The 22,631-nt window shown below is 40.9% G+C and carries 23 protein-coding genes and 1 pseudogene; 17 read left to right on the plus strand and 7 right to left on the minus strand.

Going from position 1 to position 22,631, the window contains the following annotated elements:
- Positions 1–102: 102 nt before the first annotated feature.
- The 4 genes and pseudogenes from LBE40_RS07670 (at position 103) to rpsP (ending at position 3,278) form a co-directional block, all read left to right on the plus strand.
- Complete coding sequence (locus LBE40_RS07670) at positions 103–756, plus strand: carbonic anhydrase (protein ID WP_040296788.1); 654 nt, start codon at positions 103–105, stop codon at positions 754–756.
- Between the two features lie 215 nt (positions 757–971).
- Entirely contained in the window at positions 972–2,543 is a 1,572-nt protein-coding gene (gene ffh, locus LBE40_RS07675; RefSeq protein WP_004857956.1) for a signal recognition particle protein, read from the plus strand.
- Between the two features lie 24 nt (positions 2,544–2,567).
- A pseudogene (locus LBE40_RS07680) lies at positions 2,568–2,896 on the plus strand (chorismate mutase).
- A 16-nt stretch (positions 2,897–2,912) separates the two neighbouring features.
- Positions 2,913–3,278 (plus strand): 30S ribosomal protein S16, encoded by a 366-nt coding sequence (gene rpsP / locus LBE40_RS07685; RefSeq protein WP_004857952.1) that lies wholly within the window; start codon positions 2,913–2,915, stop codon positions 3,276–3,278.
- A 136-nt stretch (positions 3,279–3,414) separates the two neighbouring features.
- On the opposite strand, the gene LBE40_RS07690 is transcribed toward rpsP, so the two are convergent.
- The gene (locus LBE40_RS07690) at positions 3,415–3,630 is read right to left on the minus strand and encodes a DUF1674 domain-containing protein (protein WP_004857950.1); all 216 of its coding nucleotides are present in this window, start codon (positions 3,628–3,630) and stop codon (positions 3,415–3,417) included.
- Between the two features lie 83 nt (positions 3,631–3,713).
- Between LBE40_RS07690 and htpX the strand changes: the two genes are divergently transcribed.
- The 5 genes from htpX (at position 3,714) to LBE40_RS07715 (ending at position 10,037) form a co-directional block, all read left to right on the plus strand.
- Entirely contained in the window at positions 3,714–4,760 is a 1,047-nt protein-coding gene (htpX, locus tag LBE40_RS07695) for a zinc metalloprotease HtpX (RefSeq protein ID WP_004857947.1), read from the plus strand.
- A gap of 35 nt (positions 4,761–4,795) precedes the next feature.
- Entirely contained in the window at positions 4,796–6,163 is a 1,368-nt protein-coding gene (locus LBE40_RS07700; protein WP_004857946.1) for an RsmB/NOP family class I SAM-dependent RNA methyltransferase, read from the plus strand.
- A 63-nt stretch (positions 6,164–6,226) separates the two neighbouring features.
- Complete coding sequence (locus LBE40_RS07705) at positions 6,227–7,936, plus strand: heparinase II/III family protein (protein ID WP_004857944.1); 1,710 nt, start codon at positions 6,227–6,229, stop codon at positions 7,934–7,936.
- A 173-nt stretch (positions 7,937–8,109) separates the two neighbouring features.
- Positions 8,110–9,726, plus strand: coding sequence for a bifunctional phosphoribosylaminoimidazolecarboxamide formyltransferase/IMP cyclohydrolase (gene purH, locus LBE40_RS07710; protein ID WP_004857942.1), 1,617 nt, complete (start codon positions 8,110–8,112; stop codon positions 9,724–9,726).
- A gap of 158 nt (positions 9,727–9,884) precedes the next feature.
- Positions 9,885–10,037, plus strand: coding sequence for a DUF1127 domain-containing protein (locus LBE40_RS07715; RefSeq protein ID WP_004857940.1), 153 nt, complete (start codon positions 9,885–9,887; stop codon positions 10,035–10,037).
- Between the two features lie 224 nt (positions 10,038–10,261).
- Here LBE40_RS07715 and LBE40_RS07720 read toward each other — a convergent pair whose 3' ends face one another.
- Complete coding sequence (locus tag LBE40_RS07720; protein WP_004857936.1) at positions 10,262–11,095, minus strand: SURF1 family protein; 834 nt, start codon at positions 11,093–11,095, stop codon at positions 10,262–10,264.
- A gap of 277 nt (positions 11,096–11,372) precedes the next feature.
- On the opposite strand from LBE40_RS07720, the gene rpmB reads away from it, so the two are divergent.
- Together rpmB and LBE40_RS07730 are read left to right on the plus strand one after the other, a co-directional pair.
- Positions 11,373–11,678 carry a 50S ribosomal protein L28 gene (gene rpmB / locus LBE40_RS07725; protein WP_004857934.1) on the plus strand — a complete coding sequence of 102 codons (306 nt, stop codon included), beginning with the start codon at positions 11,373–11,375 and terminating at the stop codon, positions 11,676–11,678.
- A 105-nt stretch (positions 11,679–11,783) separates the two neighbouring features.
- Positions 11,784–12,467, plus strand: coding sequence for a queuosine precursor transporter (locus tag LBE40_RS07730; protein WP_040296855.1), 684 nt, complete (start codon positions 11,784–11,786; stop codon positions 12,465–12,467).
- 395 nt (positions 12,468–12,862) lie between these two features.
- Here the strand turns inward: LBE40_RS07730 and cobT are convergent, their stop codons facing one another.
- The 3 genes from cobT to LBE40_RS07745 all read right to left on the minus strand — a co-directional run bounded on the left by cobT (position 12,863) and on the right by LBE40_RS07745 (position 16,850).
- A complete protein-coding gene (cobT, locus tag LBE40_RS07735) occupies positions 12,863–14,764 on the minus strand; it encodes a cobaltochelatase subunit CobT (protein WP_004857929.1) in 1,902 nt (633 codons plus the stop codon).
- A 14-nt stretch (positions 14,765–14,778) separates the two neighbouring features.
- Positions 14,779–15,765 (minus strand): cobaltochelatase subunit CobS, encoded by a 987-nt coding sequence (cobS, locus tag LBE40_RS07740; RefSeq protein WP_004857927.1) that lies wholly within the window; start codon positions 15,763–15,765, stop codon positions 14,779–14,781.
- A 464-nt stretch (positions 15,766–16,229) separates the two neighbouring features.
- Positions 16,230–16,850 carry a J domain-containing protein gene (locus tag LBE40_RS07745; RefSeq protein WP_004857925.1) on the minus strand — a complete coding sequence of 207 codons (621 nt, stop codon included), beginning with the start codon at positions 16,848–16,850 and terminating at the stop codon, positions 16,230–16,232.
- A 122-nt stretch (positions 16,851–16,972) separates the two neighbouring features.
- Here LBE40_RS07745 and LBE40_RS07750 point away from each other — a divergent pair, with 122 nt between their 5' ends.
- Positions 16,973–17,251, plus strand: coding sequence for a BolA family protein (locus tag LBE40_RS07750; RefSeq protein WP_004857923.1), 279 nt, complete (start codon positions 16,973–16,975; stop codon positions 17,249–17,251).
- 24 nt (positions 17,252–17,275) lie between these two features.
- Here the strand turns inward: LBE40_RS07750 and LBE40_RS07755 are convergent, their stop codons facing one another.
- The gene (locus tag LBE40_RS07755; RefSeq protein WP_004857920.1) at positions 17,276–18,244 is read right to left on the minus strand and encodes a tyrosine recombinase XerC; all 969 of its coding nucleotides are present in this window, start codon (positions 18,242–18,244) and stop codon (positions 17,276–17,278) included.
- A 2-nt stretch (positions 18,245–18,246) separates the two neighbouring features.
- On the minus strand, positions 18,247–19,068 hold the full coding sequence (locus LBE40_RS07760; RefSeq protein ID WP_004857918.1) for a SapC family protein: 822 nt from the start codon (positions 19,066–19,068) through the stop codon (positions 18,247–18,249).
- A 130-nt stretch (positions 19,069–19,198) separates the two neighbouring features.
- Between LBE40_RS07760 and rimM the strand changes: the two genes are divergently transcribed.
- The 5 genes from rimM (at position 19,199) to sdhD (ending at position 22,630) form a co-directional block, all read left to right on the plus strand.
- On the plus strand, positions 19,199–19,750 hold the full coding sequence (gene rimM, locus LBE40_RS07765; protein ID WP_004857916.1) for a ribosome maturation factor RimM: 552 nt from the start codon (positions 19,199–19,201) through the stop codon (positions 19,748–19,750).
- Between the two features lie 251 nt (positions 19,751–20,001).
- Positions 20,002–20,700 carry a tRNA (guanosine(37)-N1)-methyltransferase TrmD gene (trmD, locus tag LBE40_RS07770; RefSeq protein WP_004857914.1) on the plus strand — a complete coding sequence of 233 codons (699 nt, stop codon included), beginning with the start codon at positions 20,002–20,004 and terminating at the stop codon, positions 20,698–20,700.
- Between the two features lie 212 nt (positions 20,701–20,912).
- Complete coding sequence (gene rplS / locus LBE40_RS07775) at positions 20,913–21,353, plus strand: 50S ribosomal protein L19 (RefSeq protein WP_004857912.1); 441 nt, start codon at positions 20,913–20,915, stop codon at positions 21,351–21,353.
- 473 nt (positions 21,354–21,826) lie between these two features.
- Positions 21,827–22,228, plus strand: coding sequence for a succinate dehydrogenase, cytochrome b556 subunit (gene sdhC, locus LBE40_RS07780; RefSeq protein ID WP_004857910.1), 402 nt, complete (start codon positions 21,827–21,829; stop codon positions 22,226–22,228).
- Between the two features lie 15 nt (positions 22,229–22,243).
- Entirely contained in the window at positions 22,244–22,630 is a 387-nt protein-coding gene (sdhD, locus tag LBE40_RS07785; protein WP_004857907.1) for a succinate dehydrogenase, hydrophobic membrane anchor protein, read from the plus strand.
- The last annotated feature ends 1 nt before the right edge of the window (position 22,631 follow it).

Here is a 22,631-nt window from a genome sequence, read left to right on the forward strand (position 1 = left end):
GCGTTTTAAGAAAATGTTTTATATCGATGACAGGACATTTTTAGTATTTTTTTGTGTTAATAGTTTGTTTGTTAAAATATACAAAATGAAAGTAAATAGAGAATGATGTTGCCAGAAAGACTTTTAAGTGGTTACCGATCCTTTATAAAAGACCATTTTTCATATAAAACAGCGCATTATCAACAATTAGCGCTTGAGGGGCAAAAACCTGAGGTTTTGGTCATTGCGTGTTGTGATTCGCGTGCAGTACCAGAAACAGTTTTTGATACTAAACCAGGTGAAATTTTTACGCTACGTAATGTAGCAAATTTGGTTCCTCCTTTTTCTCCTGATGACCAATATCACGCAACATCAGCAGCTATTGAATATGCAGTGCAATTGCTTGAAGTTAAGCATATTGTTGTTTTTGGTCATGCGCATTGTGGGGGGATTAGCACTGCTCTTAAGGGGGCGTGTAAGTCTCTATCGTCAAATGATTTTATTGGTCAATGGATAAGCCTTTTGGCGCCAGCAGCACAAGCAGTTATTGGCAATAAGTCGCTGTCCGCGTTAGAACAGCAGATTGCATTAGAGCAACTTTCTATTCGTGATTCATTGAAGAATTTAGAAACATTTCCGTGGATAAAGGCGAGAAAAGATCAGGGTATTTTAACGTTGCATGGGGTTTGGTTTAATATTTCAAGCGGTGAATTATGGAATATGGAACAGGAAACAGGTTGTTTTATGCCTGTTGAGGTTGAGAGTTTTGAAGTATAGTTTTTGCTCTCTTTAAAGGTATTGTATGATAAATCTTGACAAAGGTAGGGTTTTATTGTTTGAAAGAACGAGCTTTCGGTACAAAATTAACTTGGAGCCACTGACTGAGACCCCGTTTTAAGGGTATAAAGAGATCTCAGAGGTCAACATCCGACAACGCGATGCGTCCTCGGATGCCACTTTGGTTTGTGTGTTATGCAGCAATGAGGTAGATAATGTTTGAATCCTTACAAGAGCGCCTTGGCTCCATACTGTCTCATTTGACAGGGCGTGGAGCTTTGTCGGATCAGGATGTAGCAGAGGCTCTGCGCGAAATTCGTCGCGCTTTATTGGAAGCTGATGTTGCACTTGATGTCGCGCGTTCTTTTACCGATAGGGTTCGTGAAAAAGCTGTTGGGGCTGCAATTGTTAAATCAATTAAACCTGGACAGATGGTTGTCAAAATTGTTCATGATGAATTGGTTAATGTTCTTGGAAATGAAGGCGTTCTGAGTGATTTAAATGCACCGGCACCTGTTGTTATCATGATGATTGGTTTACAAGGTTCGGGAAAAACAACAACAACAGCAAAGCTCGCAAAGCGATTCACGGACAAAAATAATAAAAAAGTTCTCATGGCGTCATTAGATACACGCCGTCCTGCAGCACAGGAACAACTCCGCCAATTAGGAGAGCAGGCACAACTTGCAAGTTTGCCTATTATTGCGGGTCAGTCTCCCGTCGATATTGCAACACGTGCGGTACAAGCAGCTAAACTAGGCGGTTATGATGTGTTGATTCTTGATACAGCAGGCCGTAACCATATTGATGAAGCTTTAATGCTTGAATTGGCTGCGATTAAAGCATGTTCTCTGCCTCATGAAATTATGTTGGTTGCTGATAGTCTTACTGGTCAAGACGCTGTTCATCTTGCACGTTCTTTTGATGAGCGTGTAGGAATTACAGGAATTATTTTAACACGTATGGATAGTGATGGTCGTGGTGGTGCGGCTCTTTCAATGCGTGCTGTTACAGGGAAGCCGATTAAAGCAATTGGAACTGGTGAAAAAATAGATGCTTTGGAAGAGTTCCATCCCAGCCGCATCGCTGATCGTATTCTCGGAATGGGTGATATTGTTTCTTTAGTTGAAAAAGCTGCTGAAACAATGGATCATGAGAAAGCGGCCGCTTTTGCAAAGAAAATGCAGGCTGGAAAATTCGATCTCAATGATCTTGCAGAACAATTGCAGAAAATGAAAAAGCTTGGGGGAATGGGCGGCATTATGGGAATGTTGCCTGGTTTTGGTAAGGTAAAAGATCAGATTGCTGCTGCGGGACTTGATGATCGTTTGTTTAATCGTCAATTGGCTATTATTTCGTCAATGACCCCCATAGAGCGTGCTCATCCTGAAATTTTGAAACATAGTCGTAAACAACGGATTGCTAGGGGTTCTGGTACAAGTGCTGCTGATATTAATAAGCTTTTGAAAATGCATCGTCAAATGGCTGATATGATCAAAGCTATGGGAGGTAAGGGCAAAGGCGGTTTGATGGGAAAAATGTTAGGAGGGCTTGGTGCTAAGATGGGGCTTGGTAGTATGGGAGCTGTTGGTAGCGATTCAGAAGTTCTGCCTGATTTATCGGGGTTTGATCCAAAGCAGCTCTCAACACTTCAAAAACAGATTGAAAGTAGTAATGGAGGGAAGGCTTTACCTGGTCTTCCAGGGCGTGGCGGGCTTACTTTTCCTAGTCTTTCCAATAACACTGCCGATAAGGGGATGTTTCCTCAGCATCTCAAGAAAAAATAAGATGTAAAGAAAGAAGGAAATATCATGCAGGAGAAAATATTGAATGAATTAGCCCATTTGCGTGCCTCTATTGATAATTTTGATGCAGCGTTGGTTCATATTTTGGCAGAGCGTTTTCGTTGTACGCAAGCTGTTGGGCAGTTAAAAGCCCGTTATGATTTGCCTAAAGTCGATGCTTTGCGTGAGCAGCGTCAAGTTGAGCGGTTACGGCAATTGGCTATAGACAGCCATCTCGATCCTGATTTTGCTGAAAGATTTTTGAAGTTTATCATTAAAGAGGTTGTGCATCATCATGAGTTGATTGCTGAAGAACAAAAACAAAACAAGTAAATTTAAACGAAAGCCAGAGCTGAAAATAGGAGATAAAATATGGCATTAAAAATTCGTTTGTCCCGTGGAGGCTCTAAAAAGCGTCCTTACTATCACATTGTGGTTGCGGATGTTCGTAGTCCGCGTGATGGGCGGTTTCTTGAGCGTGTTGGTGCATGGGATCCCATGTTGCCTAAAGATGGACCACGTGTGAAGCTGAACGAAGAACGTATTCAATATTGGCTTGGTCAAGGTGCACAGCCAACAGATCGCGTTTTACGGTTTTTGGATGCGGCTGGTTTAAAAAAGCGTCCAGCCCGCAATAATCCGCACAAAGGTGAACCTGGCAAAAAGGCACAAGAGCGCATTGCAGCAGCAAAGCAAGCTGCTGAAGAAGCGGCTGCTGCAGTAGCAGAAGAAGCGTGATCGCTCTTAAAAGTAATAAACTGTACTTTTAAAACTTTTGTAGATTTGTAGAGAAGAATAACTATTATCCGTTTTTGGCAGGCAAAAACGGATTTTCTTTAAGAGGGTGTTTGTTTTTTAAGTCAATATGATTCTTTTAAAAATCAATGGCGCGGCCTTTAATTTCCCAGTCTCCATAGCGTGAAGGGTCTTTGCCACCGCGTCCACCATTTTCTAAAGGTCTTTCTTCCTTTATTTTATGCTTACGTCTTTCTTCAGCTTCGTTTAGGGCGCGTTGTGCTGCGGGAGAGAGGGATTGCTGTTTATCCGTGGTTGCATTTTGCTTGCTTATTTTCTTATCTTTTTTATCCATTTTACACCTATTCCATTGAAGAAGCAGAAAGAAAACCCCATCATATAGAAATGATTGTCTTTTATCATGGAGTTTTTTGAGTAATGAATATAATGCGCACGGCAATGCTTTTGGCTTTTATGACCGCTCTTTTTATGGGAGTTGGTTATCTTGTTGGAGGGGGCAGTGGTATGATCATTGCTCTCTTGATGGCAAGTGGTTTGAATTTTTTTTCTTATTGGAATTCGGATAAAATCGTTTTACGCATGTATGGTGCGCGTGAAGTTGATCAGCATTCGTCACCAGTTTATTATAAGATTGTGAGCGATTTAGCACAAAAAGCTTCTCTTCCTCAACCAAAAGTTTATGTTATTGAGAGTGCGCAGCCAAATGCTTTTGCTACGGGACGTAATCCTCAAAATGCAGCTGTTGCTGCGAGTACTGGGTTGTTAGAACAATTGAGTGTGGAAGAAATTGCGGGTGTTATGGCGCATGAGCTAGCACATATTGAGCACCGTGATACGTTAACAATGACTCTGACTGCAACGATTGCGGGAGCGATTTCTATGCTTGGGAATTTTGCTTTTTTTATGGGGGGGCCGCGTAATTCTTCAGAAAATTCTCATGGTGGAGGGCTTGGGGGCATTATTGCTTTGCTTGTGGCGCCTTTTGCGGCAATGTTGGTGCAAATGGCTATTAGTCGTACGCGTGAATATGCTGCTGATCGGCGGGGAGCTGAAATATGTGGTAATCCTTTATGGTTGGCTTCGGCATTGCGTAAAATTGCCGATGGTGGACGTGGAATATACAATGAGGAAGCAGAGCATAATCCGGCAACAGCACATATGTTTATTATCAATCCGTTGAGCGGAGAAGGAGCTGATAGCCTTTTTTCTACCCATCCGGCGACTGCGAATCGTATTGCGGCTCTTCGTCGACAAGCAGAGGAGATGAAGGGGGCTATACGCAAAGGTATGGGATGGAATAAAGAAGGTGATTGGCATGAAAAAAGCAAGGGATTAGATTATGAAGATTTGGAGCATAATGTGCAAACCCGTGTATCAGATAATCAGGAAAATGGTACTGTTCAACGCGTTACAAAACGTCCTTCTTGGCTTCGTTATGAAGATTCAAAAAGAACTCGATCATAGAGCTTTTAAGAGAACAAAAGCATAAAGGTGTTGTTTTGAAGCACGAGAAAGCGGGGCAGGTGTCCGAAAAAAATGTTCCGGGGTTAGCTGTTCGGCAGGTGTGTGTTCGTCTTTTAGGGGCGGTGCTTGATAAGCATGCGTCTCTTTCGGGTTTAACGGATAATGAACATGGACATCCACAATATTTAAGTTTTTCACATCGAGATCGTTTACTGTGTCGTGCTATTTTGGCAGCGGCGTTGCGTCATCGGGGACAAATTACAGTTGTTTTATCACGCTTTTTGGTGCGGTCTTTGCCTTCGCAAGCATTTTCATTGCAACATCTTTTGCATATCAGTGTGGCACAGATTCTTTACCTTGATATTCCTGATCATGCTGCGATTGATTTAGCGGTGCGTGTAGCTAAACTTGATCCTCGTATGCACCGTTTTTCAGGGATGGTTAATGCTCTTTTACGCAATGTTGCACGTGAGGCAGATGTGTTGCGCCAACAGCTTCCTACCGTTGAAGGAATTCCGGTGTGGTTTGGGGAGCTGTTAATGTCAGCTTATGGAAAAGAAAAGGCTGAACAGATTTTAGAAATTCAAAGTACTCCGCCCCCTCTCGATTTGACAGTTAAATCCGACAGTGTTGGATGGGCTAAGCGGCTTGGCGGTGTTGTTTTACCCAATGGTTCGGTTCGGTTAAGCCATGTGGATTGTTCTGTTTCTGATTTACCAGGCTATAGGCAAGGGGCTTGGTGGGTGCAAGATTTTGCTGCAGCATTGCCTGCTTGTTTACTTGGAAATATTCAGGGCAAAAATGTTGCTGATCTTTGTGCGAGTCCAGGAGGAAAAACAGCACAATTAGCTTTGCAGGGGGCTGATGTGACAGCTGTTGATATGTCTGCTAATCGAGTAAAGCGCTTAAAAGAAAATATGGAGCGGCTTCATTTTTCAGTTCGCACTTGGCGGGGGGATGTGAGAAATTTTCATCCCGAACAGCTTTTTGATGCTGTTCTTCTTGATGCTCCTTGTTCTTCTACAGGAACAATACGGCGTCATCCGGATATTTTATGGACGAAATCGATAGACGATGTCATTAAATTAGCGGCGTTGCAATATGATTTACTTTCGGCGGCAATTGCTTTGGTAAAGAAGGGGGGACGCATTGTTTTTTCCAATTGTTCATTGGCGAGAGAAGAAGGTGAAGATCTCATTGAGAAAGTTTTATCGGCACGTGGTGACATTGTTTTAGAACCTATTTGTGCAGAGGAAATGGGCGCACTGGCGCATTTGCTCACTTTTGCGGGGACTTTGCGAACAACGCCTGCTGATTTTTGTCACAAAAATTTTACTGATGAGAAAAAAGTGTTTTTAGGAATGGATGGTTTTTTTGCAGCGCGCTTGCGGAAAGTATCTTAATTAACGGTTCATTTACTAAAATGGCCGAAATTGTACATGATTCAGCATGTATGGAGATAGATTGTGGCAATTGCGGTAAGAGGACCTCAGGTAAAAACGTCCGATTTAGTATATGGGGCACACCAATTTATGCGGCGTTTATGGGTAGGACCGCTGTTTCGTTGGCGATTTTCAGGGTTTCGTCCCCATAAAATTTTAGCACATCCCGTTGATTTGCATTTAGCTGATCCGGTAATGGCACACGAATTTTATCACGGTCGTTTTGCTTTTGCCGGCCATATTGTTCATTCTGGTGCTGCTTCCCCTTTTTCATTAGTTCCACCAACACCGGAATGGGAAGCAGCTCTTCATGATTTTCATTGGTTGCGGCATATGGCGGCAGCACAGAGTGATTTAGCTGCGGCACATGCGCGTTCTCTCTTAGAAGATTGGCTTCATCATGGTGGCAAAAAAGTAACGGGGCTTGCTTGGAGTGCACCGGTTGTGGCACGGCGTTTAATTTCGTGGATCTGTCATTCGAAAATGCTCTTGCAAGGAGCAAGTGAGCGGTTTGAAAAACATTTTTTGCGTGCGCTTGGTTTCCAATTTCGTTATTTGCGTGTCACGATTTCTAGTATGGAAAACAATGATCAACGTTTACAAGCAGCAGCAGCTTTGACATTTGCATCTCTTGCTTTACCTGTTTCTACGACAATGAAAAAAAAGGTGCAAACCTTCCTCATCGAAGAGCTTTCACACCAAATCTTGGTTGATGGTGGACATATTTCGCGTAGTCCTATCATTTTACTCAATTTGTTATCGGATTTATTGTCTTTACGTCATCTTTTTATGCACAGCAATGAAACAGCACCGCGTGTTTTGATTGATTCTGTTGAGCGTATGTTGCCAGCTTTACGATTTTTTATTCATGAAGACCAAACATTAGCGCATTTTAATGGGGTTGGCCCCCTTGTTCCCGAACGCTTATTGGCAATTTTGCAGCTTGATGAGACTGCGGGGCATCCTTTTAGTTATGCACGCCATTCAGGGTTTCAGCGTTTACAAGCCAATAAAACGACAGTGCTTGCGGATACAGGAAAGTTTCCCCCACGCTCTGCTGCGGAGCACGCTTGTTCAGGGTGTTTGTCTTTTGAAATGTCTTCACAGGGGAGCCGCTTTATTATCAACACGGGTGTTAATCCTTATGGGCGTGAGGAATATCGACATTTAGGGCGTGTCACAGCAGCACATTCAACAGCAACGATTAATGATTGTTCGGTAGGAATTTTTCATAAAAAAAAGAGAAGTGGCGTTTCATTTTTGCTTGAGGGACCAACGGATGTTAAAGTGCGTCGTATAGAGGATTCAGAGAAAACGGGTTTTATTGCGAGTCATAATGGTTATGTGCGGCCTTTTAATCTTGTTCATGAACGTGGTCTTATTTTAGCGACAAATGGGGAAATGATCGAGGGTTTTGATCGCTTTTTTATGCCAAACAAGGAGCCTTCCAAGAGACATAAGGTAGATCAAAGTGAACAAAATAATGTTGCCGTTCGCTTTCATCTTCACCCGCAAGTTCAAGTCAACTACGATGGCAAGCGTGTGCGTTTAGCTGTGGGGGATGAGCACGTGTGGTATTTTATATCACCTGACGCTGATATTTGTCTTGAAGATTCAATTGATTTTGCTGCATTAACAGGTCCGCAACGCACACAACAGATTGTTTTATATTTTCGTCCTGCATTTCAGGAAAAGGTTCGTTGGCGTTTTATCCGCCGTTCGTTAGAACAATGATTTGCTTTTTTATAACATTGATAAAGAAAGTTATTTTCTAGTGTGTTAAAAAAAGCGTTCTATCCTTTCAGTGTATTTTGATAAAGGCATGTGCTATGAATGTGTAAACTGATTTTATGCATATAAGTCAGTTCTGTTAGAATTTTAACCATTTCATTTTTAGGGTTCCTGTTATGGGTGTTGTTGCAAAAAATTTTCCCATACCTGATCTTCATCGGGTTCGCCGTGTTCTTTTTTCTGTGTCTGATAAAACGGGTGTGGTTGCATTTGCACAAGCGCTTCACGCTTATGGTGTTGAATTGATTTCAACAGGAGGAACAGCTAAAGCCTTAATGACTGCTGGTTTACCGGTAAAAGATGTTGCTGAAGTTACAGGGTTTCCGGAAATAATGGATGGACGTGTCAAAACACTCCATCCCTTAATTCATGGTGCTCTCTTAGGGGTAAGAGAAAATCCTAACCATGCAGATGCGATGGAGAAATATGGTATCAATGGAATCGATCTTCTGGTAGTGAATCTTTATCCTTTTGAAGAAACTTCACAATCTGGAGCGGATAGGCAAACAATTCTTGAAAATATTGATATCGGTGGACCGGCAATGATCCGCGCTGCGGCAAAGAATCATGCTTATACAGGTGTTGTAACAGCGGTGCGTGATTATGAGTTGGTTCTCACTGAATTAAATAAGCATGATGGGTGTTTAAGCTTGTCCATACGACGTCAATTAGCAATGCGTGCTTATGAACACACTGCTGCTTATGATGCGGCGATAGCGGCATGGTTTGCACAGGATTTAAAAATTGAAACACCATCTTGGCAAAGTTTTTCTGGTCATCTTGAAAGCGTTATGCGTTATGGGGAAAATCCGCATCAACAGGCGGCATTTTATCGCAATAGTGACAAACGTTATGGTGTTGCAACAGCTGAACTTTTGCAAGGCAAAGCACTCTCTTATAACAATATGAATGATACAGATGCGGCATTTGAGCTTGTGGCAGAATTTGATCCCAAAAGGACTGCTGCTGTTGCTCTTATTAAACATGCAAACCCTTGTGGCGTTGCAGAAGGGCGGAGTTTGAAAGAGGCTTATTTGAAAGCTCTACGGTGTGATAATGTCTCAGCGTTTGGTGGAATTATTGCGTTAAATCAACCTCTTGATGAAGAATGTGCGGAAGAGATTGTTAAAATTTTCACGGAAGTGATTATTGCTCCTGATGCGACAATGGCGGCACGTGAAATTATTGCGAGGAAAAAAAATCTTCGTTTTCTGGTAACAGGTGGTGTCCCTAATCCCCGTTGTGGAGGGTTGATTGCCAAAACGCTTGCGGGCGGGATTTTAGTGCAGTCACGTGATAATGTGGTAGTTGATGATCTCAAACTGCAAGTGGTAACAAAGCGAGTGCCAAGTCAAGATGAAATGCGTGATCTTCATTTTGCTTTTCGGGTGGTGAAGCACGTCAAATCAAATGCTATCGTTTATGCAAAAAACAGCGCAACAGTTGGAATTGGTGCGGGCCAAATGAGCCGCATTGATTCAGCAAAAATCGCTGCGTATAAAGCTGAAGAAAGTGCAAGGAGAGCAGGCTTAACAGAATCTCCTGCGAAAGGGTCTGTGGTTGCATCGGATGCTTTTTTTCCTTTTGCAGATGGCTTATTAGCAGCTGCTGAAGCTGGTGCAACAGCAGTTATTCAACCGGGGGGATCAATGCGTGATGAAGAGGTGATTGCCGCTGCTGATGCGCATGGTTTAGCCATGGTTTTTACAGGTGTACGCCATTTTCGTCATTAACGGTTTTTGTGGGTGATCTTTTCGGATGAGATAAAGTTTTAGTTAAGCCTATCGTGTTATAGGCGCATATCTGTTATGAAGTTATAGCACAACTCTTTTTTGTAATTTGCTCTACTTTATACTCTAAAGAAAGCAATTATAGGGTTTGAGTAAAAGATATGAGTATTCTGCGGTTTTATAATAATTGGCGTCGTTATCGTCGGACAGTTAATGCGTTAAGTCATCTTTCAACATATGAACTTAATGATCTTGGTATTCATCGTGGCAATATTGATTCAATTGCGCGGCTTTATTCTCATAAGTCTTTCTAAAATTTGTGAGGGCATTTGAGAGAGTACTTTATTGTAAGGAGAGGAATGTCTTTTGGGTGGGTATTTTTTCTCTTCGTTTTTGTTGCAATAAAGAGGGTACGTGCAAGGGTGATTTTTATGTATTTACCTTTGTGTGTGCTGTTTCTTGAAAAAGCAAAGGGAATGGTGTGTAAAATTCTCAACACAATGGTGTGTGGGTGTATTCTACTATGGAATATATGATTTTAATGCAGAGCCATTGAACAGCTATGTTTTATGAGGTGTTGCTTTTTATCTTTTTTAGCTTTTTTGCCGTAGTACAAAAAAAAAGAGGCTCCTAGAACGCCTGCAGCTAAAGTAAACCACGTAATAGCATAGACAAGATGATTGTTCCGAAAGTGTACAATGGTCAAACCAGCTATGGGAAGAGTTGCTTGTGTGGCTGTTTTTTTCCCAGCATCGATAAAATAAGGGGCAACAGTGGGTAGACCAAGCTTTTGTGCCATAGCGGGAAGATCGCGTGTATACCATAAGTTCGTGTCAGGATTATTTTTGCGTGGAAAAAAACCATTTTTTTCGCTCATGCGTAACAGACCTATGATTGTAGTTTGTTTTATCTGTGTGGCAGAATGTAGGGTATTCGTGTGTGATTGCTCTGAGTTTTGAAAGTCATGGCGTGCGTCCATGGGGATAAAACCACGATTCACAAAGGTCAGTGTGTTTTCAGCTGTTTGTAAAGGAGTCAAAACCCAATAACCTGTGGTATCTTGAGCAACGGCAGTGACAAAAATATTTTTATCTGTCAGAAATTTTCCTGTGATGATGACAGGTCGATACTCGTCTTTTTCGAAAGTGATATGCGCCCATTGATTTTGCGATGGTGCTTTTATGGGAGGCAAATGAACACGTTGATTGGCGCTGATGATGAGGTTTGTTTTCCAATTTAACCGTTGTACTTGCCACACACCTAGTGCACTAAAGAGAAGGAAAAAACATATACATAAAATGCCGAACAGAAGTGAAGAAAAACCGATGTGCTTTTGTTGAAGCTCTGTTATGGAAGGATCTGTTTGGGTCATGATTGATGCTTCCTTTTAATATGGTAAGCATTCTTTTAGCACGGTGAGCATTAAAAAAAAACATTTTGTATATCTTTATATGGGAAATGAAGAAAGAATGAGCCGATAACGGATGCAAAAGGCTTTACAAAAGACTTGACCTTTTGTTGTCGACACCCTATTAGAAAAACAGTTTCCCAATAATGCCCGTTCAAGGTAGTGTTGTGCTCCTTTTCTGTTCATTCTATTTTGTAGGTGTTGGGATTGAAGAGTTTTTTAGAGTTTAAAGGTGAAGTTTATGTCTCGTGCCTGCGAATTGACAGGAAAAACGGTTCTGTATGGTAATAATGTTAGCCATGCAAACAATAAAACCCGTCGTCGTTTTTTACCAAATCTTTGCAATGTGACATTGATTTCGGAAGTGTTACAGCAAAGTTATCGTTTGCGTGTTTCAGCAAGTGCTTTGCGTTCTGTTGAGCACCGCGGTGGTCTTGATGATTTTTTGGTTAAAGCGGATGATAAAGAGTTATCGCAACGTGCGCGCTTGTTAAAGCGCCAAATTGTTAAGAAAAAAGCTGAACAAAAGGCTGAGCAAGCAGCGTAATTGTCTTTGATATATTACGCTGCTGGGTTATTTGTTTCCTTTTTATGGGGGCATGTTCTTTTAGTTTTCTACGGTTTGATTGGTTCCATTACCCAAGTTAAAAAAATGTCTTCAGCGCGCGATTCTTTATTAGCACAGCAAGAGAGAAGGTTTATTGCTTTTTCTATCTTTGCAATGTGTCTTACTGTGACTGCTTCTAATGTTTTGGTTCAGTATCCTGTCTATTGGTTTGGGTTGAATGAACTTCTGACCTATGGCGCTTTTACCTATCCAATTGCTTTTTTGATTAATGATTTAACTAATCGTTTTTATGGTCCATCTGCTGCACGGCGTGTGGTTTATGCTGGTTTTTTTGCTGGTTTTTTTGTTTCTTGGATCCTAGCTACGCCGCGGCTTGCAATTGCTTCCAGTTTAGCATTTTTATTTGGGCAACTCCTCGATATTGTTGTTTTTACTCCTTTGCGACGTAAAACGTGGTGGAAAGCGCCGTTAGCAGCAGCGTTAGTTGGATCAGCTTTGGATACTGTTGTGTTTTTTGCTCTTGCTTTTTCTAACTTTTTTACCTTCATTGATCAGATGACAGGGTATGCTAATGGTTCACTTATGGAAAGCGTTGTTTTTTTGGGGTTTGAGCTTCCAGTATGGCTCTCACTTGCTTTTGGCGATTTTTTGGTAAAAATTGTTATGAGTCTTCTTATGTTGATTCCTTATGGAACAATCCTTAGCGCTGTTGGAATTCCTCTTTATCAAAATTCAAAGGATGATTCATCTTTTGTTGGTCGTAAATAACAATCTTATTTTCTTGTTTTCCTGAAGCTAAGAAGATTATACGTTGTGTTTTGTAAGAGCAGCGTTTTAGAGCCATGTTTGGTAAACATATTTCTGTAATAACACATCGATTTATAAGGATAACTTATCCTTTTACAACTTGAATGAGAGTTTCAAATACAATAAGCTTTGTCTCTTTTAAGTCCTCTTATTATGATCATCATTCATTTGCATGTTATGAGTGGGGATTAATATGTGGATAAAAAATCATTTGAGAAAAGACTCAAAGTGCCTTTCATGGATGGCCTAAATGTGAGAGCAGTTGTAACTTTTAGGGGCAAATAGAGTGATGACTCTGGTTTTTATAGATGCGTATTTTGACGTCAAAATATAACCTCACTGATTGAGGATTTTTTTTAAAATTTCTTATGAGAATAAAGTTTTTTATCGCTAAAAAGTGTTTCTAATTGTTTTGTTATAGCATTGGCGAGTTCTTCGGCATTCATAATTGTTACAGCGCGTTGATAATAGCGTGTGACGTCATGACCAATTCCAATGGCAATGAGTTCTATAGGCGAATGTGTTTGGATTTCTTGAATCACGGCGCGTAAATGCCTTTCAAGATAATTGCTGGAATTAACGGACAGTGTTGAATCGTCAACAGGAGCTCCGTCAGAAATAACCATGAGAATACGACGCTGTTCGCGCCGTGATAAAAGGCGTTGATGCGCCCAAATCAATGCTTCACCATCAATATTTTCTTTCAGCAATCCCTCCTGCATCATTAAACCTAAATTACGCCGTGCACGACGCCATGGTGTATCAGCACTTTTATAGATGATATGACATAAATCATTAAGGCGCCCTGGGTTATGGGGTTTGTTTTGGTTAAGCCACTGTTCGCGCGATTTTCCCCCTTTCCAAGTTTTGGTGGTAAAGCCTAAAATTTCAGTTTTAACGCCACAACGTTCAAGAGTTTGTGCCAAAATATCCGCACAACTTGCTGCAACAGTAATTGGTCGTCCTCGCATTGAGCCTGAATTATCAATGAGGAGTGAAACAACAGTATCTCGAAATTGCGTATTACTTTCCATTTTGAAAGAAAGCGGTTGTGTGGGATCAATGATAAGGCGTGGGAGTCGTGCTGTATCGAGGTATCCTTCCTCAAGGTCAAAATTCCAATTACGATTTTGTTGTGCCATAAGGCGGCGCTGTAGGCGGTTTGCTAAGCGTCCAACGATGTTTTGGAGATGATTGATTTGTTTATCAAGATAATGGCGCAAGCGATCCAATTCGCTTTCAGAACAAAAATCTGTTGCTTCCAAAACTTCATCAAATTGACGGGTAAAAACTTTATAATTGCCAAGTCTTTCCATTTGTTCTGAATCGGCGAGAAAGCGTTTAGATTTGTTTGATTTTCCTTGCCAAGGGCTTCTTTCTTGTTCTTCCTCGAATTTATCATTGTCGTGTGATTGTGTTGCTTGCGTTTTCCCTTTGTCTTGCACATCGCTTTCTTGTTCAGTTGTTGCTTTTTCTTTGTTCTGGGTGTGTTTTTTGTTTTGGCTTTCTTCTTCTGTTTGGCTTTGTGGTTCACAGTCGTTTTTTAATTTTTTATTGTTTTCACTGTCAGAAGTTTCTTCTAGTTTTTCTGCCATTTTGAGTGTGGCAAGCATTTGACGAACAATCTGTGCAAAAGCATGTTGATTATGAATATAATGTGTCAGTTTGTTCAGTTCTGTTGCGGCTTTTTGTTCGATTTCTTGACGCCATAACTCCAAGACAGGTCCTGCTTCTTTTGGAGGAGAACGTTTTGTTGTTTTTTCGCGCAGTAAAAGTGCAATTGCTTCTTGTATGGGCGCTTCACTTTGGCTGCTAATCTTTTGATAATGGGCTCTTTGATATTTATCGGCGAGCATTACATCAAGATTTTGTGCAATTCCCTCCATGGCTAAAGTGCCGATTGTTTCAACACGTGTTTGCTCAAGAGCGTCAAAGATAGCGCGTGCTTCTGATTCTGGTGGTGCAAATTGTGTGTGGATGTTGTTGTCGTGCCATGCTTTGCGTAGAGCCATAGAATCGCCTAATCCGCGGGTAATTTTTATATCTTTATCTGTTGCATGCTGTGGTAATTCTGGTAAGCGTGCGTCGTTTCCACTTAAGGAGGGTCTGTTATGACTAAAGGAAACTTCAAGGTTAGGTGTGCCGGCAATTGCACGAATACAGGTTGAAAGTGCTTTTTTAAAAGCCTCAGCATCAAGAGTGTTGTTGGGAGAATTGTTTGTGAGATTTTCGCTCTTGTTGCCAGTGTCGGTAGCCATGATTGACATATCCCTTAAGGCAAAACACCATGAATGAGTGATTCGGGAAGTTCTTGCCCAAAGGCACGTTGATAAAATTCTGCGACAGTAGCGCGTTCGAGTTCATCACATTTATTGAGAAAGGTTAGCCTAAAGGCAAAGCCAACATTTCGAAAAATTGTTGTATTTTCTGCCCAAGTAATGACAGTGCGTGGACTCATGACTGTTGAAAGATCTCCATTAATAAAAGATTGGCGTACCATATCAGCAACATGAACCATTTGTGAAATTGTCTTTTTCCCTTCTGTTGTCTGAAAAGATTTGACTTTTGAACAAACGATATCAATCTCTTTATTATGGGGCAAATAATTTAGTATCGTCACGATAGACCAACGGTCCATTTGCGCTTGATTAATTTGTTGTGTACCATGATAAAGTCCTGTCGTATCGCCAAGGCCAATGGTATTTGCAGTTGCAAAAAGACGAAATGCTGGATGAGGTGTGATGACACGGCTTTGATCAAGCAAGCTTAACCGTCCAGAGGCTTCAAGGACGCGTTGGATAACAAACATAACATCGGGACGGCCTGCATCATATTCATCGAAAACAAGGGCAATATTGTTTTGATAAGCCCATGGCAAAATACCTTCTTTAAATTCAGTGATTTGTAAGCCATCTTTTAAAACAATGGCATCTTTTCCTACCAGATCAATGCGGCTAACATGACTGTCGAGATTAATTCGGATACAAGGCCAGTTAAGACGTGCAGCAATTTGTTCAATATGTGTTGATTTACCTGTACCGTGATAGCCAGAAACCATAACACGGCGGTTAAATGCAAAACCTGCTAAAATCGCTAAAGTTGTTTGTTGATCAAAAAGATAATCGGGATCTACATCGGGAACGTGGGGGCTTTTTGTGCTAAAAGCAGGCACTTTCATATCCGTATCAATATTAAACAGATCACGAGCGCAGAGCGTAATATCGGGCACATTTTCGACGGGAAGTTTTGTTTTTTTCATTGTTTTTCTGGAAGGAAGGATGCCATTTATTTTCGTTCGTTGAGAACGATACAAGAGTTAGAACACTTATGCAATGCTTTACAATGAGAGTCTTGGATAGGAAAGAAACACTTTAGAAGATATTTTAACCTGCTTCTGAAAAATAATAAACCAACTTATCATTTTGCAACTTAAACGAGAATTTCGAATACAGGAATATTCTCTCCATTTCAAATCTGTTTATGGTGAATCAATAAAAATGACTCACTTGCACGCATAAGTTGGATTGGCGTATGGACCAAGCCTTTTAAGGCAGCAGAAAATATGCCTCTCATGTATTGTCTAAATATGAGAGTAATTGCAAAGTTATCAGTTGGCAAAGAGGAATAATGGTGCTGGCTTGACTCTTGCATAAGTTAAGGTGGGTGTACAATGGGAACAAGATGGTTCAGAAGAAAATTCCTTTGGGTGTGTGCCGCTGTTTGTTAGCATAAACCAGCTTTCTTGAGCAAATTATAGGCATGCAAAACATCGCGAAAACGCTCTTCTGAAGAACGATTGCCACCGTTGGAATCAGGATGGTGCTTCTTTACCAGTTCTTTATATTTTGTTTTGATATCTTCAGCTGAAGCATTTGCTGGTAATCCCAATGTATCAAAAGCTTTGGCTTCTAAAGGTTTTAATTTTCGTGAAAAACTATTGGCTGAATGACGCCCAGTAAACAGTGTAAGTGGGTCGCGCATACGATTTTGATAGGCAGCTGTACCAGAGCGAATTTGTGCATAATTGGCTGCTGTTTTTTTCGACGTGCTATTGCTAAAATCGGTAGGCCATGTTGGACGATGTCCTGTGAGGGCATCCTTTTGGAACTTTGCAATATCTTTATCGCTAAGACCAGAGAAGTAATTAAAATTTTTATTATAGGCACGTACATGATCAATACAAAAGTATAGATATTGCCCTTCGTGATTTCGACCTGCTGGTGCTTTATGGATTCCTGTTTTTTCACAACCTTCCCATTGACACTGTTGTGCTTCTGATTCAGCTTTTTGCTTTTTATTAGAGCTGATTCGAATTGAGTCGAATAATTTAGATGTTATTGTCATATCTTTAGGTTTATGCAAAATCGGTTGATTTGACAAGAATTGACTTTTGAAAAATTTATTTTCACACTCATTTAGTATTGAAAAAGGTGCATTACACCGTTCATTTTATGAAGGAATAAAAAATGTCTACCGCAATCCAGACAACAATTCAGATGAAGCTCCAAGACGCTTTTCATCCACAAAAACTTGAGGTAATTAACGAGAGTCATCTTCATGAGGGGCATCCTCATGATGAGCATGCTTTTGATGGTAAAGGGGAGACGCATTTTCGGGTGAAAATTCTGTCTTCTTCTTTTTCTGGTATGAAGCGTGTGGAGGTACATCGAGCGATTTATCAAGTTTTACAGAAAGAATTAGCAACTTGTGTTCATGCTTTGGCACTTGAGGTTGAATCTGTTTAATTTTCCTCGTTGTTTAAAATTTTTTCAAGAGCGGGGGTGTGCTTTTCGATAAATTTCCAGCAAGTGGTCTGTATCAACATGGGTGTAGGCTTGTGTAGTCGAGAGGCAGGCATGGCCTAGGAGTTCTTGAATAGTGCGCAAATCTCCTCCTCGTGACAAAAGGTGGGTGGCAAAAGAATGACGTAGTGTATGGGGGGTAGCAGTTTCTGGTAAACCAAGGTTTACACGTAAATTTCGAACGGCTCGTTGAATAATGGCTGGCTGTAAGACACCACCTCGGGCGCCGCGGAACATTGGTTGATTGTCCACTAAAGGATACGGGCAGCATTTGAGATAATTTTGTACAGTTTCGTAAACGACTTTGATGAGGGGGACAAGACGTGTTTTTCCACCTTTTCCCTTTACAAATAGGCTTGTTCTTTGGGGATCGGAAAATTGTTCTGGTGTGAGGCTTAAGGCTTCAGATATGCGCATTCCACAGCCGTAAAGAAGCATTAAAACAGCAGCGTTACGGGCGGTGATCCATGGTTCATTTTCCTGTTGATTTTCTTGTTTGACTATATGGAGTGCTGACTTTATCGCTAAAGGTTTTGGTAGCGATTTTGGTTGTTTTGGAGTTCGCACAAGTTTAGCAGCAGGAACGCTAACTATTCCTTGGCGCGATAAGTAGTTAAAAAAAGAGCGTAAACCCGCCATCCCTCTGCTTAAAGAGCGGGCACTTATATTGTGCGTGCGACGATAAGCCAAATAAGCGCGCAAGTCCATGACGCGCAAATTGGTGAGATCATTAAAGGTTGGTTGGTGTCCTAAATGTTGACAGAGAAAAGACAAAAATTGTCGTGTATCATGCTCATAGGCTTTAGCTGTTTGTGTGGCCATGCGACGTGTCCTTATAAGACCATCTAACCAATTTTTTCTTGCCGATAAAACAGCATGGTCAGCTGGAATCAGAAAGACATTTTCATCTTTTCTACCGTCATCTTTTCCGGGCATCTCTAGTTGAGAGTCTCTTTCTTTTTAGGTGTGTCATTTACAGAGTCGCTAATCTTTTTTTGCGATTGTTCTTCATGGTTCGTAAGGCGCTTTTCACCTTTTAGAGAGAGTATTTTTAAAAGATTATGTGTTGACATAAGATGCGCAAAAATCAATCCTAGAAAGCCATTTTTATGGAGTTTGGCTAGTTGGCTTGCAGAAAGTTTATTCAGTTTTTCTTCATCAACAACCCAGAAATGTTCCAATTGTGCTGAAAGACCTTTGTCGTTTTTTACATTGATTGATTTTTCGCTGAGAAGGTCCATCTCTACAAGGGCATCAATAAATTCAGAGGTTTTTTCCATAGCGATTTTAAAGCTTTCAAGAAACTGAATACGTTCTTCCATAAAGGGTGAAATGGATCCATCCGAATTAAAAAGTTCTGTGCCTGCAACTTCATTAAACATGCCTGATTGCTGATCAAAACAAACAGAAAGCTCTTTTTCATTTTGAAATTGTGCAAGAACGAAAGGATAGCGACGGACAAAAGCTGGGACATAAGTATTTCGTTCCCAGCTTTTGTCGGAAGTGATGTAATCATTTTCTTCGTTAGAAAGACCTACTAGTGCGGCGGATGTATAGTGTTTTTTCTTTTGTTCGTCTTCTGCACACATAAACAAGATTGGATAGTCTAGAGCAGCTTGAAAATATTCACTACTTGCTAAAGGAACCCAGTGGGTATCTTTGGCAAAGGACATATCGCTTGGAGGAGCAAATTTTAGGTTTTTATGGGTAATTTTGTTGATTGGGGTGATATCTTTGTAAAATAGCATAACATTTGCCATAAGGCTTCTCCTTGTTTTAATTTGCTGTTGTTGCCAAGAAAGACTTTTTGGAAGATTTCTGATAGAGCAACAAAATTGAGTAAAAAATTATCAGATTGAAGGGTTCATTTTTGAGAGATGATATTTTTTCATGGAATATAATCAAAAAAAGCTTAAAAATAAAGTCTATCTTGCCATTATTGGTCCAGCTCACGGTATCAGAGGAGATGTTTTGGTTAAGTCTCTAAGCGCTGAACCACAGCGTTTAAAGACTTACGGTGTTCTTTATGATGATATGGGGCGTTCTTATGAAATTGTAACGTTTCGCGTGCAAAAAAACAATGCCATTGTGCATTTTAAAGGAATTGAAGATCGCAGTGCTGCTGAAGCTTTAAAAGGGATTCGCCTTTATGTTGTCCGCGACCAATTGGTGGATGATTTGGAAGAGGATGAATTTTATCAAGTTGATTTAATTGGGCTTAATGTCCGAGATTGTGCCGGTCAAACTCTAGGTGAGGTGAGTGGTTTTTTTAATTTTGGGGCTGGTGATTTGCTTGAAATACGTTTGAATACGCGCAAAACTGTACTTATCCCCTTTAGCAAATTGGCGGTGCCAAAAATTTGCATTGCTTCTGGTTTTCTTGTTGTTGATCCAGTTGCTGCTGGTTTAAGTTCTACAGGGGAAAATAACAAAAGAAAATAGCTTGAAAAATGAAAGTGGAAAGTGAAGGAATGCAAGAATACGCTTTCAAGTAAATGGGTTAGCAGAATCTTGAAATGTTTCTTGAATTTTTGAGTATTCTTAACAAGACAAGCTTTAAAGTGAAGAATATGGGAGTTGGATACAGAGCAGATGAGCGATTTTGCTTTGGATAAACACTGTGATGTGATGATACATCGATTGGTGCTGATTTAATAGAGTTTGCTCTAGAGGTGAGGATGGAAGAATAAAAAATGAAGTTTCAAGCGCGTATTTTAACGCTTTATCCTGAGATGTTTCCAGGTTTTTTAGGTTATTCTTTAGCAGGGCAAGCTTTAGAGCGAGGAATATGGTCACTGGAGACAGTGCAGATTAGGGATTTTGCTTTGGATAAACACCATAGCGTTGATGATACACCAGCTGGTGGGGGGGCTGGTATGGTGATGCGGGCAGATGTGTTAGCCGCTGCACTTGATAGTTGTCCACATGATTCGCCAAGGTTGTTGATGAGTCCGCGTGGGCGCCCTTTTAACCAAACTTATGCACGCTCTTTGGCGCGTGAAACCGGTGTAACCTTGGTTTGTGGACGTTTTGAAGGTGTAGATGAACGGGTCATAGAAGCGCGGGAATTAGAAGAAGTGTCTATTGGTGATTATATTCTTTCCGGTGGGGAAACGGCTGCATTGGTTCTGTTGGATGCTATTATACGTCTTTTGCCTGGAGTTATGGGCAATGAGGCTTCTGCAAAATGTGAAAGTTTTGAAAATGGTTTGCTTGAGCATCCTCAATACACGCGCCCTTCTCTTTTCGAAGGGCGGGGTATTCCGCCGGTATTGACATCAGGCCATCACCAAGCTATCGCGGATTGGCGTCAACAGCAAGCTGAATTGTTGACACGTCAACGTCGTCCTGATCTTTATGCTCTTTATGATAAAAATCGTCAGGAAACTTGATTCATGTTGTAAGGTAGTGTATTGCATGGCTCTCTTTTTGGAGAGTTTTTCTGTAAAGGGTTTTCTGTAATTCCAAATTAAAATGAAGGAATGGTGTACTCGCTCCTGCGTAAGGCATAGCCTAAAGAACTTCTTTATCTTTGTATGAAAAAGCTTTTTGGCAAGAGTTGAGCGCTCTGACTGTTCGATAAAGAACATGAAGGATAAAAGAAATGAATATTATCGCACAGCTTGAAGCTGAACAATGTGCAAAAATTGAAGCAAAACGCCAACTTCCAGCTTTTCAGCCAGGGGATACGGTCCGTGTCATGGTACGCGTGACCGAAGGTACACGCACGCGTGTTCAAGCTTATGAAGGAATTTGTATTGCGCGTTCAGGTGGTGGGTTGAATGAGACCTTTACAGTACGCAAGATTTCTTATGGTGAAGGTGTTGAGCGTGTGTTTCCGATTTATTCTCCCTTGATCGAAGGTGTTGAGCTTGTGCGCCGAGGTAAAGTGCGTCGTGCAAAGCTTTATTATCTTCGTGGTTTGAGAGGTAAAGCTGCGCGTATCTCTGAAAAGAGAGATTACCGGAAAAAGGGTGAAAAGGTTGCTGAGAGAGCAGTAACAGCGGCTGTTAGTGCAGATGCTACAACGCAAGGTGCCGAATAAATACTCTGCAAATAGCATTTGTGCAAAAGTAGCTTTTATGTCTTCCATGATTCGTTTTGTGGTTAAAGGAATGGCTTTGCGTGCGCATAAAAACGTTGATTTTCTCCCGAGTCTTTTTGTTTTAAATTCTCTTAAATCACGACTGAAACTCAGGTCCTTGAAGGGTATATCGTTGATATTTTAAAAACAGGCATGCGTGTAGTTGAAAAAATGTATGTTTGTATTTGAGAAACAATGTTAGGCCTTTGACGTGACGATAAAATTGTATTAGATTGGGGCGAGCTTTATGGCTTGCGTCTGTAGAACAATCGGTTTTTTTATGCGTGACCTTTAATCCGTTATTTGAGATAACCGACCTGTAATCTTGGCATTTTAAGATGTCAAATAAGTGGAAATGATGATGCACTTGGTCGTTTTGTGCGAGTTCTATCGCTCATGATGCGGTTGCAGTAAGAGCCAGGTCAGGATATTTTATGACAGAGACAATTAGGATGAAAGAGCGCCCTCGTTCCCCTCATGTAACTATTTATCGTTGGACCATCACTATGGCGATGTCAATTGCACATCGTATCACTGGTGTGGCTCTTTATTTCGGAATGGTCTTTCTCGCTCTTTGGTTAATTTCAATTGCTTGTGGAGCTGAGGCGTTTAGAGCGTTGAATGAGATTTATGGTTCTTTGCCTGGGCTTTGTGTTTTGTTTCTTTATACTCTTGCTGGAGTTCATCATATGGTTGGAGGTATTCGCCACATTGTTTGGGACCTAAAACCTTGCCTTTTGGCTAAAGAGAAGGCTACGGTCACTGCGTGGGCGACAGTATTTATTTCTCTTATTGTTACTATTGCGATTTGGATTATTGGATATAGCATTGTCTAGTTGGGGGAAAGAGATATGAAAAAAGACTTTCGAACAGAACTTGGGAAAGTACGTGGACGTGGAAGTGCGCATGAAGGAACAGAACATTTTTGGCTACAGCGTCTAACAGGTTTTATAAATCTGCCGCTTTTAATATTTTTCATTGTTCTTGTTCTCTCACTTGTTGGAAAGGACTATAGCATTGTTCGTGCGAGATTTGCACATCCTGTTGTTGCTATTTTGATGGGATTGCTGACTTTTTCGGTTCTTTACCATATGAAACTTGGAATGCAGGTTGTTATTGAGGATTATATTCCGCGTGAAAATGTGCGGATGTTATTTTTGGCACTGAATGTTTTATTTTGTTTTGCTCTAGGTGGTGTCATCATTTTTGCTCTCTTAAAGATTGCATTGGGAGGTTAAA

Origin of the sequence: Bartonella taylorii, assembly GCF_023920105.1 — a bacterium.
Lineage (GTDB): Bacteria > Pseudomonadota > Alphaproteobacteria > Rhizobiales > Rhizobiaceae > Bartonella > Bartonella taylorii.